The organism is Chroococcus sp. FPU101, from assembly GCF_017312365.1.
GTDB lineage: Bacteria > Cyanobacteriota > Cyanobacteriia > Cyanobacteriales > Microcystaceae > Chroococcus.
In genome coordinates, this window is sequence record NZ_BLJI01000001.1 from 117525 (window position 1) to 138836 (window position 21312).

7 protein-coding genes are annotated in these 21312 nt (G+C 37.6%); 4 read left to right on the forward strand and 3 right to left on the reverse strand.

Annotated elements, in window-relative coordinates:
* The first annotated feature begins 2 nt into the window (after positions 1-2).
* Genes CFPU101_RS00350 through CFPU101_RS25285 form a run of 3 tightly spaced genes read left to right on the forward strand, consistent with a single transcriptional unit; the run spans position 3 to position 14804 of the window.
* A complete protein-coding gene (locus CFPU101_RS00350; protein ID WP_206813363.1) occupies positions 3-7142 on the forward strand; it encodes a non-ribosomal peptide synthetase in 7140 nt (2379 codons plus the stop codon).
* Positions 7135-13476 (forward strand): non-ribosomal peptide synthetase, encoded by a 6342-nt coding sequence (locus tag CFPU101_RS00355; protein ID WP_242577698.1) that lies wholly within the window; start codon positions 7135-7137, stop codon positions 13474-13476. The genes CFPU101_RS00350 and CFPU101_RS00355 overlap by 8 nt, the downstream gene beginning before the upstream one ends.
* Complete coding sequence (locus CFPU101_RS25285) at positions 13446-14804, forward strand: condensation domain-containing protein (protein WP_242577726.1); 1359 nt, start codon at positions 13446-13448, stop codon at positions 14802-14804. The genes CFPU101_RS00355 and CFPU101_RS25285 overlap by 31 nt, the downstream gene beginning before the upstream one ends.
* Before the next feature lie 175 nt (positions 14805-14979).
* Here CFPU101_RS25285 and CFPU101_RS00360 read toward each other — a convergent pair whose 3' ends face one another.
* A complete protein-coding gene (locus CFPU101_RS00360; RefSeq protein ID WP_206813364.1) occupies positions 14980-16443 on the reverse strand; it encodes a uracil-xanthine permease family protein in 1464 nt (487 codons plus the stop codon).
* Positions 16444-16684: 241 nt separating this feature from the next.
* Here CFPU101_RS00360 and CFPU101_RS00365 point away from each other — a divergent pair, with 241 nt between their 5' ends.
* Entirely contained in the window at positions 16685-19828 is a 3144-nt protein-coding gene (locus tag CFPU101_RS00365) for a non-ribosomal peptide synthetase (protein WP_206813365.1), read from the forward strand.
* Between the two features lie 96 nt (positions 19829-19924).
* Here CFPU101_RS00365 and CFPU101_RS00370 read toward each other — a convergent pair whose 3' ends face one another.
* Positions 19925-20305: a DUF4346 domain-containing protein gene (locus CFPU101_RS00370; RefSeq protein ID WP_206813366.1), complete on the reverse strand. Its 381-nt coding sequence runs from the start codon at positions 20303-20305 to the stop codon at positions 19925-19927.
* 131 nt (positions 20306-20436) lie between these two features.
* Positions 20437-21078, reverse strand: coding sequence for an NAD(P)H-dependent oxidoreductase (locus tag CFPU101_RS00375; protein ID WP_242577699.1), 642 nt, complete (start codon positions 21076-21078; stop codon positions 20437-20439).
* Positions 21079-21312: the final 234 nt, after the last annotated feature.

Consider the following 21312-nt stretch of genomic DNA (forward strand, 5'->3'; position numbering starts at 1 on the left):
CCATGAAAGACCTCTCTCAACAAATTGCTAATCTTACTCCAGCACAAAGAATCTTGTTTGAAAAACGACTCAAACAAAAAGGTTTAAAGCATCCTCAATTTCAAGCAATTCCCAGACGACAGCATAGAGATAGTTTACCGTTATCTTTTGCTCAACAGCGACTCTGGTTTATCCAACAACTCGACCCAGATAATTATTCTTATAATGTTCCCAGTGCGTTTCGTCTAGTGGGACAGTTAGAAATTAATATCTTAGAACAAACCCTCAATGAAATCATCAAACGACACGAAACCCTGAGAACGACTTTTTCGATAGATGAAAACAAACAACCGATACAGATAATTGTTCCTTTTGAACCGATATCTTTACCCGTTATTGATGTCGTCGAAACAGAAATTCAATCCATCGCAGAAACAGAATTTCGGTATCCTTTTGATTTAACCAAACCCCTATTAAGAGTTAAATTACTCAGACTGACACAGACAGACCATGTTTTATTACTGACTGCTCATCATATCATAAGCGATCGCTGGTCAGTGGGTGTTTTTATCCGCGAGATGACCCTACTGTATTCCTCTTTTGCTCAAAACAAGCTTTCACCATTAAGCGAACTTCCGATACAATATGCAGATTGGGCCATATGGCAACGTCAACGACTCCAAGATACAGAACTCGAAAAGCAGATTAATTACTGGAAACAACAATTACAGGATTTATCTAATTTAGAACTTCCTACAGACCGTCCTCGACCTGCAATTCCCACCTATCAAGGCGCACAATATCCCATCATTTTATCAAAAAGTTTATCCGAACAACTTAAAGAACTTAGTGCTAAAGAAGGCGTTACACTGTTTACACTGCTGCTGACTGCTTTTAAAGTTCTACTACACCGCTATACCCATCAACATGATATCGTCGTCGGAACCGAACTCGCAAATCGCGATCGCATAGAAACAGAAACATTAATTGGTCTTTTTGTCAATACCCTTGTTTTACGAACGGATGTATCAGAAAATCCGACATTTCGAGAATTATTAAATCAAGTTAGAGAAGTTACACTAGGTGCATTTGCTCATCAAGACTTACCATTTGAGAAGCTAGTCGAAGTCTTGAACCCAGAACGGAACCTTAGTCAGATGATACCCTTATTTCAGGTAAAATTTGACTTTCAATTGGCCCCCGTCAAACCCTTAGAATTAGCAGGATTAAACTTAGAACGTTTACCCTTCGATAACGCAACCGTAAAATACGAATTACGATTTAATTTACAGGATAGCGAACAGGGAATCTGTGGACAAATCGAGTATAGTACCGACTTATTCGATGAAGCAACCATTCAAGCATTTGCGGAACATTGGAGAATACTGTTAGAAGGTATCATTGAAGAACCACTACAGAGAATATCTGAATTACCGTTACTTTCTCCTATTGAACAACAGTTATTGACTCAGTGGAACAATACCCAAAAAAACTATCCGACATTATGTATTCATCAACTGTTTGAAGCACAAGTTAAACAAACCCCTGATGCTTTAGCTGTCATCGATGGAGATGAAACCCTTACCTACAGTGAACTAAATACTAAATCTAATCAACTCGCACATTATTTACAAAGTCTTGGAGTACAACCAGAATCTAGAATTGGGATAGAGTGCGATCGTACTTTTCATCTCATTATAGGACTCCTTGGCATCCTTAAAGCTGGTGCTGCTTATGTTCCTCTTGACCCAAATTACCCACAAGAAAGAATTAACTTTATCCTAGAAGATGCACAAGTATCCATTCTGTTGACTGTATCGGGAATTAGGACACAAGAATTGGAAATTGAGAAAACAATTTTTTTAGATACAGACAGAGAAAAAATCAATCAAACTTCTACATTAAATCCAGTCAGTAACATTACTCCTAATAATCTAGCCTACATCATCTATACATCAGGATCTACAGGAAAACCCAAAGGAGTCGCTATCGAACATCGTAACACCGTTCAATTCCTCCACTGGGCAAAAGAAATTTTTAACCAAGATGAACTAACAGGAGTTCTTGCATCAACTTCTATCTGTTTTGATTTATCTATATTTGAAATTTTCCTACCTTTAAGTTGTGGTGGAACCGTTATACTTGCTGAAAATGCTCTTGCTTTACCCACCCTAAAAGCCGCCAATCAAGTTACACTGATCAATACTGTACCCAGTGCGATTAGCCAATTATTCCAAACAAACAGTATTCCCGAATCAGTTCGTACCATTAATTTAGCAGGGGAAGCATTACAACCGCGTTTAGTCCAACAACTCGAACCTCTTGCCAAAATTTATAACTTATACGGCCCTTCTGAAGATACCACCTATTCAACTTATACCATAGTAAATAAAAATTCCGTCACCATCGGAAGACCCATCGCTAATACTCAGATTTATATTTTAGATTCATATCTTAACCCCGTTCCCATTGGTGTATCTGGAGAACTCTACATCAGTAGTTCTGGACTAGCAAGAGGATATCATAACCAACCCCAATTAACCGCAGATAAATTTATTCCTAATCCTTTTTTTAGTACAAACGCGACAAGAATGTACAAAACAGGTGATTTAGCTAAATATCGACTTGATGGGACGATTGAATATCTTGGTAGACTGGATAATCAAGTCAAAATTAGAGGATATCGGATTGAACTTGGCGAAATAGAAGCAATTATCAGTCAATATCCTGCTATACGAGAAACAGTAGTAACGGTGGGGAAAGAAAATCAATCTTTAATTGCATATATTGTTCTAGACAAAACATCAAATCCCACTGAGGTACGACGTTTTCTAACATCAAAGCTACCCAGTTACATGATACCTTCAGCATTCATCGAACTTGAAGCCTTACCTCGTTTACCCAATGGGAAGCTAGACCGAAAAATGCTCCCAGACCCCGATAATTTACGACCAGACCTAGAAACAAGCTACGTTACCCCTAAAACGGACTTAGAAAAAACAATTGCTAATATTTGGCAAAAAGCATTAAATAAAGAGCAAATTGGAACTTATGATAATTTCTTTGAACTGGGGGGACATTCGTTACTCGGAATGAAAGTCACTGCTGAAATAAGTGATGCTTTGGGTATTTCAGTCCCGTTACGGAGTTTATTTGAACAACCAACCATCGCAGGATTAATCGAACAAATCAACACTATCGAAAGTAACGAGAAACAACAACTACCGAAAATTATTCCCAATTTACAAGAACGTTATCAACCTTTCCCACTGACTGATATTCAACAAGCATATCTCATCGGTCGTAGTGATGCGTATGAATTGGGAAATGTCGCAACACATGGTTATCGAGAAATTGAAACCGTTGGGTTATCGGTGGAAAAAGTTGAACGAGCGTTCCAGAAATTAATTGATCGCCATGATATGCTAAGAGTCATCATCTTAGAAGATGGGCAACAACAGATTTTAGAAAATGTGCCATCTTATGAGATTAAAACGATAGACATACGAAATCAAGATCCTGAAGCTACTTTAACAGAAATACGAGATCGTCTTTCCCATCAAATCCTAAAAACCGAACAATGGCCATTATTTGAAATTGTAGCAACCCTTCTAGACGACAACCGTATTCGCTTTCATGTCAGTTTCGATGTTCTTATCGGTGATGCTTGGAGTTTTCAGCTTTTGGGGGCAGAAATCGCCGAAATTATTCAAAATCCAGATTATATTCCTTCTCCTTTATCCTTATCATTTAGAGATTACGTCTTCGCTGAAATAACTTTACGAGAGACAGCACTTTATCAAAATTCTCTCACGTATTGGCAAACACGTTTAACGACCCTTCCTGCTTCTCCCGAACTTCCTTTAACGAAAAACCTATCAGCAATTACCCATCCTCGTTTTGTGCGTCGTAGTGGTTCCCTAGAACCCCAAATTTGGCAACGTCTTAAACAAAAAGCGAGTCAAATAGGGATTACTCCATCTGGTTTAATTTTGGGTGCTTTTGCTGAAATATTAACGCTTTGGAGTAGAAAACCCAATTTTACGATTAATCTAACCCTCTTTAACCGTCTTTCTCTTCATCCTGAAGTCAATCAAATCATTGGAGACTTTACCTCATCGACATTACTCGCAGTCGATAACTCAGAACAAAATTCATTTACCTTTCGTGCTAAAAAAATTCAAGCGCAACTATGGGAAGATTTAGATCATCGCTATGTTAGTGGGGTCAAAGTTTTACGAGAATTAGCACGTATCGGGGGTCGAACAACGGGTGCATTAATGCCAGTTGTTTTTACCAGTACCCTAACACAAAATATTCAGCATCAGCCATCCTTACCCACAGAAGTCGTTTATAGTCTCAGTCAAACCTCTCAAGTGTATCTAGACCATCAGGTGTCGGAAATAGAAAACGCTTTAGTATTTAACTGGGACACTATTGATGAATTATTTCCCACAGGTGTTTTAGATGATATGTTTGCGGTGTACTGTGATTTTCTTCATCGTTTAGCTAATGATGCAGAGATTTGGGACGCATCCACTCGATTATTATTACCAACATCCCAGATAGAACAAATAACCGCTACTAACCAAACTGAACAGGAAATAGCTAAGAAAAATAATTTGTTACATCATCTGTTTTTTGAGCAAGTTTCGCTAAATGCACAGAATACGGCTATTATTACATCCCATTGTAGAATAACTTACCAAGAATTAGGCGATCGTTCTTTAACCCTTGCCCATCAACTCAAAACATTAGGGGTTAAACCGAATCAATTAGTAGCAGTTGTCATGGAAAAAGGTTGGGAGCAAATTGTAGCAACTTTGGGTATTTTAGCCTCTGGTGCTGCCTATGTACCCATTGACCCAGAATTACCCACTGAACGAAGATTATATTTATTACAAGAAACGCAAGTTCAGCAAATTTTAACGCAATCTTGGTTAGAAAATATTTTAGTTTGGCCAGACAATATACAACGAATTTGTCTAGATAAAATTAATCCTTTGCCCTCTAGAGAATTTAGTATTGAAACCACTCCACAAGACTTAGCTTACGTTATCTATACTTCTGGCTCTACAGGAACACCAAAAGGCGTTATGATTGACCATCAAGGAGTAGTCAATACTATTTTAGATATTAATCAACGTTTCAATGTTACTACTCAAGATAAAATATTAGCCTTATCTTCCCTTAGTTTTGATTTATCAGTCTATGATATTTTCGGAATCTTAGCAGCAGGTGGGACGATTATTATTCCAGATGCAGACAAAACAAAAGAACCTTCTCACTGGAGAGAATTAATCACTCAATATGGTGTAACTATTTGGAATTCTGTACCTGCATTGATGCAGATGTTATTATCAGAACTCATTGAACAAAACTCATTACGTTTAGTTTTATTAAGTGGTGATTGGCTACCTTTACATTTACCCGAACGAATTCAGAATCAATTAGGAAAAACTGAAATTATTAGTTTAGGTGGGGCAACCGAAGCTTCAATCTGGTCTATTTTATATCCTATCCAAGAAATTAAACCCAATTGGAAAAGTATTCCCTATGGTCGTCCCATGACGAATCAGAAATTTTATGTTTTAAATGAACATCTAGAACCCTGTCCGATGTGGGTTACAGGACAATTATATATTGGTGGAATTGGACTTAGCAAAGGTTACTGGAACAACGAAGAAAAAACGAAAGCGAGTTTTATTATTCATCCCCAAACGCAGGAACAGTTATACAAAACAGGTGATTTAGGAAGATATTCAAGTGATGGAAATATCGAATTTTTGGGACGCGAAGACTTTCAGGTTAAAGTAAATGGTTATCGCATCGAATTAGGGGAAATTGAAACAAATTTAAAACAACATTCCGCTATCAAAGACGCAATTGTATCCGTAGAACAACAACAGCTGATCGCTTATCTTATTCCCGAACAAAAGTTAGAAAATATCGATTTTAAACTCAAACAACGAGGAATTAGAGAATTACAGCAATCTCAAGCAATTCAGTTACATAAACCCAACATTAATGACGCATTCACTCAAACTTATTTTCAACGACAAAGTTATCGTCAATTTCTAAATCAACCGATTCAGTTAAATGAGTTTAGTCAATTTTTAAGTTGTCTATTGCCATTAAATCTACCCGAATATCCTCTACCAAAATATCGTTATGCTTCAGCAGGAAGTCTTTACCCCGTACAAGTTTATCTATTGATTAAACCTAATCAAATACAAAACCTAGAAGCAGGATTTTACTACTATCATCCCGTTGAACATCAATTAATTTTATTGACTCCTTATTCTAGTCATAATCAATGGTATGGCAACAATCAAGCTATTTATGAACAATCAGCTTTTGCCTTATTTTTGATTGGAGAATTAAACGCCATTACACCGATGTATGGTGAAAAAGCGAGAGATTTTTGTCTACTAGAAGCAGGTTATATGAGTCAACTACTAATGGAAACAGCAGTTAAAGAAGAAATCGGATTATGTCCAATTGGAACCTTAGAATTTGAACAGCTACAAAAACAATTTCAATTAGAACAAAGTCAAATATTATTACATAGTTTTGTCGGTGGTAAAATTGCTCCTGCTTGGTTAAATCAATGGCTACAACCTCAGCAAACAGGTTCAATTACTGAACAATTAAAACAATTTCTACATCAGAAATTACCAGAGTACATGATACCTTCTATTTATTTATTAATTGAAGCTTTACCCTTGACAGTTAATGGAAAAGTAGACCGAAAATTATTACCGAAACCCGATAGTTTATCTTTATCTCCTCAAACTACATTTGTTGAACCAAAAACAGAACTAGAAAAAGCAATAACAGAAATTTGGTCAAAATCACTTAATCTAGATAAAATTGGAATTTATGATAACTTTTTTGATTTAGGAGGCAATTCATTTTTAGCGACTCAAGTTTTAGCAAAAATTCGCAATACTTTTCAGGTTGATTTAACAATTAGACAGTTTTTTGAAATGCCTAAAGTTTCTGATTTAGCAACTTGGTTAGAAAAAAACAAACAGCAACAAGAAATAGAAATAATTGAGAAAATGAATCGAGATGCGATAGAAGATGTGAGTCAGTTATCTGAAGAAGAAGTAAATTTAATGTTGGCAAACTTGTTAGAAGAAGGGGTTGACAATGAATAATCATCCAATAAATATTAATCAACTTTCTTCCGATGAAAAAAGAAAATTATTAGCAGAATTAATGAGAAAAAAAGCGGCTAAATCTCAGTTTTTTCCGCTTTCGTTCGCTCAATCGAGATTATGGTTTTTAGACCAATTAGACTCAGGGAGTTCAGTTTATAATCTTCCCATAGCCTTAAGTTTGAGAGGAAAACTAGATATTGCGCTTTTAGAAAAAAGTCTTAATCAGATTGTCAGACGACATGAAATATTACGAACTTGTTTTACAGAAGTCAAAGAAGAAGTTTTTCAAAAGGTATTACCGAGTTTATCGGTGAAGTTAGATTTAATTAATTTCCCCACTTCAGTTAACCAACAAGAAATTCAAACCTATATTAAACAAGAAGCATCTACTAAGTTTGATTTAACTCAAGTACCTTTATTTCGTAGCCAATTACTCAAACTTGCTGAAGATGACTATGTATTGCTATTGACCATGCACCATATTATCTCAGATTATTGGTCGATGCGGGTTTTAATACAAGAACTATCAACAATTTATCAAGGAAATGCTAGTGCTTTAAAAGAGTTACCTATTCAATATGTAGATTATGCGGTTTGGCAAAAAAACTGGTTAGAAAAAGAAGCAAAAACCACTCAACTCGCTTACTGGAAAAAACAGCTAGAAAATCATTCACCTTTATTACAACTACCAACAGATTATCCGCGTCCATCTGTTCCCAGTTTTCAGGGTGCTACACAATATTTTACGCTAACGACTGAATTATCGGAGTCTCTTAAAACTCTCTCGCGTCGTGAAGGGGTAACACTTTTTATGACGCTACTCGCAGCATTTAAAATATTGCTGTATCGTTACACTGCTCAAGAAGATATCTTAATTGGTTCAACAATAGCAAATCGTAATCGTCCTGAACTAGAAAATTTAATCGGTTTATTAGTCAATAACTTAGTCTTTCGCTCAAATTTATCGGGTAATCCTCGTTTTATAGACTTTTTACATCAAGTACGAGAAACAACTTTAAATGCTTACACTCATCAAGATTTACCCTATGAATATTTGGTAAAAGAACTACAACTAGAACGAGATTTAAGCTACAATCCGTTATTTCAGGTGATGTTCATTCTCCACAATACTCCATCACAAACGGTACAGCTTCCCAATTTAACTTTAAAATATCTTACACCAGACAGTCAAACAGCACGATTTGATCTGAGTTTGGATATGTCTGAAACTTCTACAGGATTAACAGGAGTATTTGAATATAATACAGATTTATTTAAGTCAGAGACAATTCACCGTTTAATCGAACATTTTGAAACATTACTCACTGGAATTATAGCGAATCCCGAACAGCGATTATCAGAGTTACCCCTACTAACTCCCGATGAACAACAATTATTCAGTCAATGGAATGACACCCAACAAAATTATCAGCAAATCTGTTTTCATCAGTTATTAGAAGAACAAGTTGAGCGCATACCTGATAAGATAGCGATCGTATTTGAAGATCGATCATTAACTTACCACGAATTAAACACTAAAGCGAATCAACTTGCTCATTATCTCCAAAAACAGGGAGTCACACCAGAAACAAGAGTTGGAATCTGTGTTGAACGGTCTTTAGAAATGATAGTTGGACTTTTGGGAATCATTAAAGCAGGTGGGGTATATCTTCCACTTGACCCAACATACCCCAAAGAACGACTCGACTATATTATACAAGATGCTCTTGTATCAATCTTGCTCACTCAATCAGAAATCATAGAGACGCAAAATTTTTCGTCTGTAGCTAGTAACATAATTTGTTTAGATAGAGACTGGGAATTAATTAACCAAGAAAATCCCAAAAATCCTCAGAGTCGGGTTACTCCAGAAAATTTAGCCTATATTATTTATACTTCTGGTTCGACAGGTAATCCGAAAGGTGTAGAAATTACCCAAAGTGCTTTAGTGAATTTTCTCCAGTCGATGCAGGATGCTTTACAACTCTCTTCTAACAACACACTGTTAGGAGTCACCACCCTATCGTTTGATATTGCAGCATTAGAACTCTATTTACCTTTAATAGTCGGTGCAAAAGTCGTTTTAGTTAGTCGAGAAGTCGCGAGTGATGGATATCAGTTACTTGACAAAATGAACGAGATAACCATCATGCAAGCCACCCCTGCAACTTGGCGATTATTATTATCCGTCGGATGGTCTGGAAATAAACAATTAAAAATTCTTTGTGGTGGGGAAGCTTTAGATACACAACTCGCACAACAATTATTGGAACGAAGTCAAGAAGTCTGGAACCTATACGGGCCAACAGAAACAACGATTTGGTCATCAATGTATCGCCTAAATAGTTCATCTGTTCTGATTGGTCGTCCCATTGCTAATACACAATTTTATGTTCTCGACACTCACTTACAACCAGTACCGCTCGGGGTTTCAGGAGAATTATACATTGGTGGTGCAGGACTAGCCAGAGGATATTGTAATCGTCCAGACTTAACCGCAGAAAGATTCATCCCTCATCAAAATGGTCGTCTCTATAAAACAGGAGATCAGGTACGCTATTTAAGTGATGGTAATCTAGAATATCTCGGTCGTTTAGATTATCAAGTCAAAATACGGGGTTTTCGGATCGAATTAGGTGAAATCGAAAGTATCCTAAATCAACATCCTGATATTGAAAAGAGTATTGTTATTGCGCGAGAAGACGACGAAAACGAAAAACGGTTAGTTGCATACTTAATCAGTGAAAAATCACCAGATTTAAGAAACTATCTTAAAGATAAACTCCCGCATTATATGATTCCTGCGTTGTTTATCTCCTTAGATGCGTTTCCCCTGACACCCAATGGTAAGATCGATATACGATCGCTTCCTATCCCCAATTCAATCTCATCTGAAAATCTTGTCGTTACACCTTGCACACCTACCGAAGAGATATTACTATCTATATGGCAAAATATCCTTAATCTAGAACAGATTAGCATTCACGATAACTTTTTTGCTTTGGGAGGACATTCGTTACTTGCAACAAAGGTTATCTCCCAAATAAGACAACATTTTTCTATTGAAATTCCTTTACGTTTTCTCTTTGAAGCTTCTACGATCGCTGAATTAGCCAAAAAAATCGAAGTCACCCAACTTGAAACACTGGGGTTAGACATTCCACCTATTTCTAAAACAGACAAAACACTTTTATCTTTTGCACAACAAAGACAATGGTTTCTAGCACAGTTAGAACCCGATAGCTTCTTTTATAATATACCTGCGGCGATTCGTCTACAGGGTCAATTCGATATAACCTTACTGGAAAAGTGTTTTAATCAAATCATCCAACGTCATGAAAACCTACGAACTGCTTTTCATACCGACGAAGGTAAACCATTTATCGTCGTTACCCCAAAAATTAACTTAAATATACCCATTATTGAACTAAAACCAGACCAAGTAGAAAGTTATAGCCAAAAAGAAACCCAACAACCCTTTAAACTTGATGAACTTCCCCTGTTTCGAGTCAAAGTCTTACGTCTATCTCCAGAAGAACACATTATATTACTCACCATACATCATATTATTGCTGATGCTTGGTCTGTCGAAATCTTAGTCCAAGAAGTAGCGACACTCTATCATGCTTCTACTTTACCCGACTTACCCATTCAATATAAAGATTATGCAGCTTGGCAAAGAGAAGTATTACAAGGGAAAATTTTAGAAACACAGTTAACCTACTGGAAAAAACAACTAAAAGATGCATCTACTGTTTTAGCATTACCCACCGACTACCCACGTTCGGCTATACAGACATATCAGGGTGATACAGTCAGGTTTGAAATATCCCAAGAATTGACTACATCTCTAAAAACCTTCAGCCAACAACAGGGATGTACAATCTTCATGACCCTGTTAGCAGTCTTCAAGATCCTACTTCATCGCTACACTAACAACGAAGATATCATCATTGGTACCCCGATCGCTAATCGAAATCGTCCTGAACTAGAATCACTAATCGGCTTTTTTGTCAACACATTAGCCTTGCGAACCGACTTATCAGGAAATCCCACCGTTGAGACTCTATTACTAAGGATAAAAGAAACTTGTTTAAATGCCTATGCTCATCAAGATATCCCCTTTGAACAGTTAGTCGATGAACTACAACTACCAAGAGACTTAAGTTATACTCCATTATTCCAAGTCATGTTTGTCTTGCAAAATACCCCCAGACAAACACTAAACCTATCGGGTTTAACATGGAGTCCCATAGAAACACAAAGTAAAACAGCAAAATTTGATTTAACCCTATACATTACTGAAACTGAACAAGGATTTATCGGAACCTTTGAATACAACACCGATTTATTTAAAAAATCAACCATTCAACGCATGATAGGACATTTTCAAACCATTATTGCTGCAATTCTTACTAATTCTAAAGTACAGACGCGATATATCTCGTCTCTACCTCTATTAACTCAAACCGAAAAACAGCAAATATTAGAAGAATGGAATAACACTAAAACAGAATATCCCAAGACCTGCGGACTACATCAACTCTTTGAAGAACAAGTTAAACGAACCCCTAATACAATTGCTCTTATCTTAGAAAACCAACAACTCACTTATCAAGAACTCAACCAACAAGCAAATCAAGTCGCACACTACTTACAAAATCTTGGAGTAAAACCAGAAGATAGAATCGGTATCTGTATCGATCGCACTTTCCATCTGATTATAGGACTCCTTGGTATCCTCAAAACAGGTGCCGCTTATGTACCACTTGACCCAAACTACCCATCAGAACGATTAGCGTTTACTATTCAAGATGCGGGATGTTCAGTAATTCTAACGCAACAGAAGTTTAGCGAAATATTACCGCGAACTCGGAGAACAATTATTTGTCTAGATAACTATCAATTTGTAGAAGTAGAGAAACCAAACTCATCACAAGATCAAAATAATTTCATTAATACCATCAATGCTAATAACCTAGCATACATCATCTATACTTCGGGTTCGACAGGAAAACCCAAAGGAGTCGCAATTACTCATCATAGTGTAGTTTCATTCATCAACTGGGCAAAAAATATCTTTACCTCTGAACAACTTAAAGGAGTTCTCGCATCAACCTCCATTTGCTTCGACTTATCCGTCTTTGAAATTTTTGTCCCCTTAAGTTGTGGAGGAACCGTCATCTTAGCCGAAAATGCTCTACAATTACCCAACATCTCGACAAATATCACTCTGATTAATACCGTACCATCAGCCGCCACCGAATTACTTAGAATTAATGGTATTCCCGAAAGCGTCGTCACCATTAACCTAGCAGGAGAAGCATTATCTAATCAACTTGTCCAACAACTCTATCAAAAACAACATATCCAACAAGTCTACAACCTCTACGGGCCATCGGAAGATACGACCTACTCAACCTATACCCTAACATCCAAAGACGATACTCATTCCCCGACTATCGGTCGTCCTATTACTAATACCCAAACTTATATTCTTGATCGCTATCTTAACCCCGTTCCGATTGGTGTGCCAGGTGAACTGTATCTAGGTGGGGAAGGACTAGCGAGAGGATACCTCAACCAACCCCACTTAACCGCAGAAAAATTTATCCCCAACCCTTACCAACACTCACACCGTCTTTACAAAACAGGAGACTTAGCAAAATATCAACCCAATGGAAAAATCGAATATTTGGGTAGACTCGACAATCAAGTTAAAATACGGGGATTTCGCATCGAACTCGGAGAAATCGAAGCCATATTAAACCATCATCCCGAAATCTCGCAAACAGTCGTCAATCCTTGGCAAGACGACGCAGGAAATCAAAGATTAGTTGCATATCTCGTTGCATCTGGGGTTCCTCAAGACTTGCGAAACTTCCTCAGTTCAAAATTACCCGAATACATGATCCCGTCGATATTTGTCCCGCTAGAAACCCTCCCGCTAACCCCCAACGGCAAAATCGACCGCAAATCACTGCCTCGCCCACAACTCGCCGCCCATGCACAAAAAAATAAATTTGTCAAGCCCCAAACCGAAAAAGAAAAACAACTCGCGCAGATTTGGGGTCAGTTATTAGCAATCGAACAGATAGGGATATACGATAACTTTTTCGAGTTAGGAGGAGATTCAATTTTAGCCATCCAAGCGATCGCCAAAGCCAATTTATACGGTTTACAATTAACTCCAAAACTTTTATTTAAACATCAAACCATAGCTGAATTAGCCTCAGTCATCGAAACCTCAACAATTCAAGCAGAACAGGACTTGTCACAGGTTTTGTTCCCCTCACACCGATACAGCAGTGGTTTTTTGAACAAAATCTAACAGATTCTTATCACTGGAATCAATCGATCTTACTCGAAGTTCAACAGAAACTAAATCCAACATTAATAGAACAAGCAATCCAGAAATTAATAGAACATCATGACGCATTACGGCTAAAATTCGAGCAAACCGAGACAGGATGGCAACAAAACATAGCACGTCTAGGTCAAACAATACCCGTTACTTTCCATGACCTTTCAGAAATATCTAACATAGATACAGAAATTGAGAAAATCGCCAATCAACTACAAGCGAGTTTTAACCTTTCTGTAGAACCCCTAATCCGAATCGCCTTTTTCAATCTCGGTGAAAACCGTACAGACCGATTATTAATCATCATCCATCATTTAATTATAGATGGAGTTTCTTGGCGAATTCTCTTAGAAGATCTTCAAAATGCCTATCACCAACTGACTCAGGGAAAAACAGTACAACTTCCCCCTAAAACTACCTCATTTAAAGAATGGTCAAAACGTAATTACACCCCATCAGATCAAGAATACTGGTTAAATGAATCTCGTCTGAAAGTAACTCCGCTTCCTGTAGATATTCCCAACGGCAAAAACATCCAGTCTGAAGCGCAAACAATTTCCGTCTCTCTAACACAAGCAGAAACCCAACAACTCCTTCAAGAGATTTCAGCAGTCTATCACACCCAAATTAACGATATTCTACTCACTGCTTTAGTCAAAACCTTTGAACAATGGACAGGAAAACCGCAACTATTATTAGAACTAGAAGGACATGGAAGAGAAGAAATCTTTGAGGATATAGATATATCTCGTACCGTTGGCTGGTTTACGACTCTATTTCCCTTATTGTTATATTTAGAACATAAAAATAATTTAGGGGATGCACTTAAGTCCATTAAAGAGCAATTACGTCAAGTACCCATGAGAGGATTTAGTTATGGAGTATTGCGCTATCGAAGTGACGAAACAATCCAAAAAAAATTACAAGCATTCCCTCAAGCTGAAATTAGATTTAATTACTTAGGACAAACTGACCAACTTTTTACCCAGTCATCTCTATTTTCACCAGCCTTTGAATCAACTGGATTTTCTCGTAGTCCCAGAAATCAACGTGACACCCTCATCGAAATCAATGGAATGATCATAAGAGGACAATTACAAATCAATTGGACATATAGCCAAGGAATACATCATCAAACAACAATAGAAAATCTAGCTCAAAATTACTTAAATATCTTGCGTGAATTAATCCAACATTGCTTATCAACTGAAACAGGAGGTTATACCCCATCAGATTTCCCCCAAATGGATTTTAGCCAAACCGAATTAGACGAACTTTTAAACGAACTAATATAGATAGCCATCAATTCACGCCATTTGTCAATTACCTCTTTATACTCATCGATTAATTCCAATTCTAATGGTAAATTTAGATTAAGTGGATTAGAGAAGTATATAAACTAGATTAGGTATTAATTGACGAGATTTTGTAACTCTGAGTGTCAGCTACACTTAGACATCGCTAAAAAAGCTAAACATCGACAATTTCACCATCTTCCGACACGACCGTTCTCCCCCATTCTGGACTTTTTGGTAATAGCCAACTGAGCAGGATCGCAGTCAAACCCCCAGTCGAAGTCGCCGAAGCAAACATATTTTTAATCAAAGGTGGCTGATTACTAAATAACTCTGGCACAAACACGACACCTAAACCCAGTGCCAAGGAAACAGCAATAATAATCGTAGCACGACGATCCAAACGTTCAGACGCGATAATCTTGACACCAGCAACGGCGATCGAGCCAAACATAATGGTAGTCGCTCCCCCTAAAACAGGCTGAGGGATTGACTGGAAAGCACTGCCCACAATAGGCAGCAGCCCCAACAACACCAGAATTCCAGCAACAAAGAAGCCAACATAGCGACTACCCACCCCCGTCATTTGAATCACCCCCGTGTTTTGGCTAAATGTGGTGATGGGGAAGGTATTGAGCAAAGATGCTAAAGAAGAATTCAGACCGTCCGCCAGCACTCCAGCTTTGATTCTGCGAATGTATACCGAACCTGTGATCGGTTCTTTAGAAACCACAGAAGTCGCTGTCATGTCACCCACCGATTCAATAGCAGTTAGTGGATAGAGAATCAGAAACGGAACCAGCGCACCGATCTCGAAACTCATACCGTAGCGGAACGGAATTGGCAGACTAATCAATGGGAGTTTGCTGAAAATATTGAAATCGACCATACCCATGAATGCAGAGACGATATAGCCCACCAATAAGCCAATAGCGATCGCTCCCATCCGAATATACTGATTTTTAGAAAGCGTTAGCACAATCACAATTAGAAACACACCGCCACCCAGTATAAGGTTTTGACCATTCGCAAACGTATTGTTCTGCAAAGCCGCAGTCCCCCCCGCCATACTGGTAACGCCCGTTTTAAGCAGACTCAACCCGATCAGCATCACCAGTGTTCCCGTTACGATCGGCGTAACGATTTTGTTAAGCAAGTGCAAAAAGCGGCTCAGAATCACATTAGCAAACGCACCAAAAAAGCAAACACCGAAAATTAATGCTAGTGCTTGTTCTGGTGTCCTACCGCTTTGTATTGCTGTGCTGCCCACGCCCAAAATCGCACCAAGAAACGCAAAGCTAGTCCCCTGTAAGCTGAGTAAACCAGATCCCACAGGGCCAAAAGTTTTACATTGAATAAAGGTACAAATGCCAGAGGCAAGCAATGACATACTGATAATGAAACTGGTGTTGGCAGGATCAAGCCCCAGGCTAGTACTGATGATCAGTGGTGGTGTCACAATGCCGACGAATGCTGCGAGAACGTGCTGAACGGCAACAAAAATCGACTCAACCAGTGGTGGTCGGTCATACAGTCCGTAAATTAGTTCTGAGCCAGTTGTTTCTAACTCTGGAAAGCTTTGAGCTTCAGGTACTTCAGATTCTTCGTAGAGGGGGTCAATTTCTTTTCGTTGTGCCATAATGTTTGGGTACGCCTCTAAACTGCCACAATTCTCTCTAAAGTTAGAGAAAAACTCAAGGAAAGCTAAATTGTGTATTGTATGCGCGAATAATGACCCTAAATAGTAGCATATGTTACATAACAGACCGACTTTCATCAGCCCCTTGAGACGGTTTGAAACTTAAGTTGTTGAGTAAGTCTGATGCTTTTACCATTCTTTCATTATTTGAAATTCAACCAAAATCATCAACAGTCAAACAATGAACAAACCCAACAATATAGAAGATATCTATCCTCTCTCACCCATGCAACAGGGAATTCTGTTTCATGTTCTTTTTACTCCTGATGCAGGGGTTTATCTACCTCAGATTTGTTTAACTCTTGAAGGTTCTCTAGATCATCTTCAGTTTAGACAAGCATGGGACAAAGTATTAGTTAGACATCCCGTTTTACGAACGGCTTTTAATTGGGAAAAACGCGATAAACCCTTTCAAATCGTCTATCAGCAAGCTACATTACCTTGGGTTGAACAAGATTGGCGTAATTATTCACCCGATGAGCAACAACAATTATTACAAAACTTTTTAGAAAAAGACCGTCAACAAAGCTTTGACTTAAAAAAGCCACCATTAATCAGACTAAACCTGATTCAACTTACTGAAAAAAAATATTATTTAATCTGGACACAACACCATATTATTTTAGATGGTTGGTCATCAGGATTAGTGATTAAAGACCTTTTCGCTCTTTATCAAAATCAAGATTTATCTCATAACCGACCCTATAGCGAGTATATCGCATGGCTCAATCAACAAAACCAATCATCGGCTCAAGAATTTTGGCAAAATAAACTAAAAGGTTTTACGGCCCCCATAGATTTAAGGATTGATCGTCCTTCAAATACAATAGGATTAGATGAGCAAGAAATCTCTTTACCTCTAACCCCCCTTCAATCTTTCGCTCAACAACATCAAATCACCATAAATACTCTTATTCAAGGGACTTTTGCAATTCTACTGAGTCATTATAGTGGTGAAGAGGATATCGTTTTTGGGGCTACTTCTGCGGGTCGTCCACCTACTTTAATCGGAGTTGAATCGATGGTAGGGCTGTTTATTAATACCTTACCAGTACGTGTCCAAGTCTTCCCTCAAGCTTTATTAATTCCTTGGTTAAAAAATCTACAAACTCAACAAGCCGAAACTTTACAGTATGAGTATAGCTCATTACTAGATATCCAACAATGGAGCGATTTAAGTGCGAGTTTATCTCTATTTGACAGTATTTTAGTCTTTGAAAATTATCCTATAGATACTGCTTTAACTCAACAAAACCAATTAAGTATTAGTAAAGTAAATGCTGTTGAATGGACAAGCTTTCCTCTAACAGTTTTAGTTAGCTTAGGTGCCGAACTAACGATTAAAATAAAATATCAATGCACACGCTTTTCATCAGATACCATCACCCGAATGTTGGGTCATTTTCAAACATTGTTAGAAGAAATTATAGCCAATTCTGAGCAACGTTTAGGTGAAATCTCAATCCTGACCCCAAGCGAACAAAAATCACTAAAAGAATGGAATAATACTCAAACAGAGTATCCGAAAAATCAATGTTTACATGAACGTTTTGAAAGACAAGTAGAAAAAACACCCGAAGCAATAGCAGTAATTTTTGAAAAGCAACAATTAACTTATTTAGAGATAAATAATAAAGCCAATCAACTCGCCCATTACCTACAAACTTTGGGAGTTAAACCAGGTGTTTTAGTCGGAATTTGTCTAGAACGTTCTCTAGAAATGGTCATCGGGATTCTCGGAATCATAAAAATAGGTGGTGCATATGTACCAATTGATCCGACTTATCCCATCGACAGACAATCTTTAATGTTAACCGATGCTCAAGTATCTATCTTACTCACTCATTCGGGAATAGTAGAAACGCAAAATTTCGCATCTGTAACTGAGAAGATAATTTGTTTAGATCGAGATTGGACGATAATTGCTCAATATTCCCATCTAAACCCAGTGAGTAAAGTAACGACTGAACATGAGGTTTATGTCATTTATACTTCTGGTTCAACAGGAAAACCAAAAGGAGTCATCAACACCCACCAAGGACTAATTAATCGTTTAGTTTGGATGCAGGAAACCTATCAGTTAACTGTAAGTGACAAAGTTCTCCAAAAAACATCGATTAGCTTTGATGTATCAGTCTGGGAAATTTTCTGGCCATTATTTGAAGGTTCTTGTCTCATTTTAGCCAAACCCGACGGGCAAAAAGATAGTGCTTATTTAATTGAGTTAATCATTCAGCAAAAAATTACTACCCTGCATTTTGTCCCTTCGATGTTAAAAGTTTTTCTCGATGAACCCAGAATCAAAGATTGTCACTCGCTTAAACGGGTAATTTGTAGTGGAGAAGCTTTACCTCTTGAACTTCAAAATCGTTTCTTTTCTTGTCTTGATGCAGAACTACACAACCTTTACGGGCCAACAGAAGCAGCAATTGATGTCACTTATTGGTCATGTCAACCCACATCTTTATTGGTTCCAATTGGTAGAGCGATCGCCAATACTCAAATTTATATTCTTGACAAAAACGCCAACTTAGTATCCATTGGGGTAGCTGGAGAAATTCACATTGGAGGAGATGGACTAGCAAGAGGATATTATAATCGTCCAGACTTAACAGCAGAAAAATTTATTCCAAATCCCTTTGAATCAGGAAAACGATTATATAAAACAGGTGATCTAGCGAGATATTTATCGGATGGGACAATCGAATATTTAGGACGGATCGATCACCAAGTTAAAATTAGAGGTTTCCGTATTGAATTAGGAGAAATTGAAGCGGTACTATCTCAACATTCGACTGTCAAAGAAGCGATCGTTATCACCCAAGGAGAAGCAGAAAATCAATATTTAGTAGCCTACCTTATTTCTGATCTTGAAACAATTTCGTTTAATGATTTACGTCATTTCCTTCAACAAAAGTTACCTCATTATATGATTCCTGCCGATTTTGTTGTGCTGAAACAATTTCCATTATCTCTTAACGGTAAGCTTGAGCGTAAAGCTTTACCAACAGTCAATCACTTTAATAATAACTATGTTGCGCCTCGAAAGCCTACAGAAGAAAAAATAACGACGATTTGGATAGAAGTCTTAAAAATACAGAAAATTGGCATCTATGATAACTTTTTTGAAATTGGTGGAAATTCTTTATTAGCAATTCGGATTAATAGTCGTCTATGTCAGGCTTTTGATCTCCAATTACCATTACGAACTTTATTTGAAAAAAACACTATTGCTAGTTTAGCCGAACGAATCGAAGTGATGCAAACAACCCTCAATCAACTTTCGCAATCTCCCCCTCAAAAAGAAAATGTTTGGGTGATCTGAAAAAGAAACGTTATCTTTGTAAAGATATGGCGCGTCTCTAATATCTATCTCCCTCACTATTCATGAAAATTGTCGAATTGAAGCCTAAATAGTAGTTCAATCTTGAATATATTCTTCACCACTGATTAGAGCATCTTGAGCGCGAACAAATTCTCGTCCCAGATAAGCTGCATGGTCGAGAAAACTGATAGGACAAGGTTTCATTTCCTCAAAAATTTTCACACAAAGTTCTTTGGCGGTTCTCCCAGTATAAATAATTTGGGCGGTGCGTTCGACTTTTCCTTTAGCGGGGATGACTTTTCCCGTCTCTGGATCAACCGCTAATCCTTTTTCATTAATAATATTGGTAAAATGCTTGGCACAAATTAAACCCGCGTCTCGATCTAGATAAATAATAAAGTAGCCTGCTGGATCAAGCGCAATATACCGCTTAGATAGCTCATCGTCTATCGTTTTAATTGTGTCTGCAATGCTCATAAAGTTTTTGGAAAAAATAGCACAATTTTGTATTATAACGCTTCAGCTAAAGAACTTACTTTACCTCCCCCTAATCCCCTCCTGTGAGGAAGGGGAACTATAAGGAATTAGTTTATGGGAATTATTACGATTTAATCAATATATTGAATTACATCTTCTAACTTATAACGAACTTTGGGTCTGTTGGCGGGTGTAGATTTATCATCTTCGGCACGATAACCCGCAGGACAAGCAACAACGGTGGCATAATCAGTCAATCCGAGGATTTCATCGTATTTAGCAGGGTTAAGCCCTTCCATGGGACAAGTATCAATGTTTAGCATCGCCGCACAGGTCATAAACTGTCCTAGTGCAATATAAAGCTGTCTTGCTGACCATTCATCCATATTAAGGGGATAAGGTGGCTTAACTAAGAAATTTTTAACAACATTACCAAATCCCTGTAAAGCTTCAACGGGTGTGCCTTGAACCTGGGACATCCGTTCTAAATAGCGATCGACTTCTACTGCATCAATATTTTTTTTAATGGCAAAAACGACTAAATGAGAAGCGTCTACTACTTGAGTTTGTTTCCAGGAATGTTCTAATAATTTTTGGCGAACATCGGGGTTACGCACTTCGATAAATTTCCAGGGTTGTAAGCCAAATGAAGACGGTGCAAGGACTAAACTCTGTTCTAAAACTTTCCAAAGATCATCAGGAATCTTTTTCGTCGGATCAAACTTTTTTGTCGCATAACGCCATTGAAGCTGTTTAAGGACGTGTTCGGACATTTCCATAATGTTATTTCGTTGTTATAGGTTAGTTGTTGAGGGTTAATAGTCCCCATGTTATTTTAAAAGCTTTTGAGACTCAACTTATGTTCAATCTAATTTTTTCCGTTAAGTATTGCCTGCAAGCTGCTAGATTTTGCAAAAGTTATATAAACTGCCACAAATCTTTATTTTTTGTTTAGAATTTATCTTTAAAAATAAGTTTATGCTTTAAAAGCTGTTTTTCTCAATTTT

Bases quoted from the DNA above. Each gene is read 5' to 3' on its own strand.
- CFPU101_RS00370 (WP_206813366.1), bottom strand. From the start codon at position 20,305: ATGAGCATTGCAGACACAATTAAAACGATAGACGATGAGCTATCTAAG.
- CFPU101_RS00360 (WP_206813364.1), bottom strand. From the start codon at position 16,443: ATGGCACAACGAAAAGAAATTGACCCCCTCTACGAAGAATCTGAAGTA.
- CFPU101_RS00355 (WP_242577698.1), top strand. From the start codon at position 7,135: ATGAATAATCATCCAATAAATATTAATCAACTTTCTTCCGATGAAAAA.
- CFPU101_RS00365 (WP_206813365.1), top strand. From the start codon at position 16,685: ATGAACAAACCCAACAATATAGAAGATATCTATCCTCTCTCACCCATG.
- CFPU101_RS00350 (WP_206813363.1), top strand. From the start codon at position 3: ATGAAAGACCTCTCTCAACAAATTGCTAATCTTACTCCAGCACAAAGA.
- CFPU101_RS00375 (WP_242577699.1), bottom strand. From the start codon at position 21,078: ATGTCCGAACACGTCCTTAAACAGCTTCAATGGCGTTATGCGACAAAA.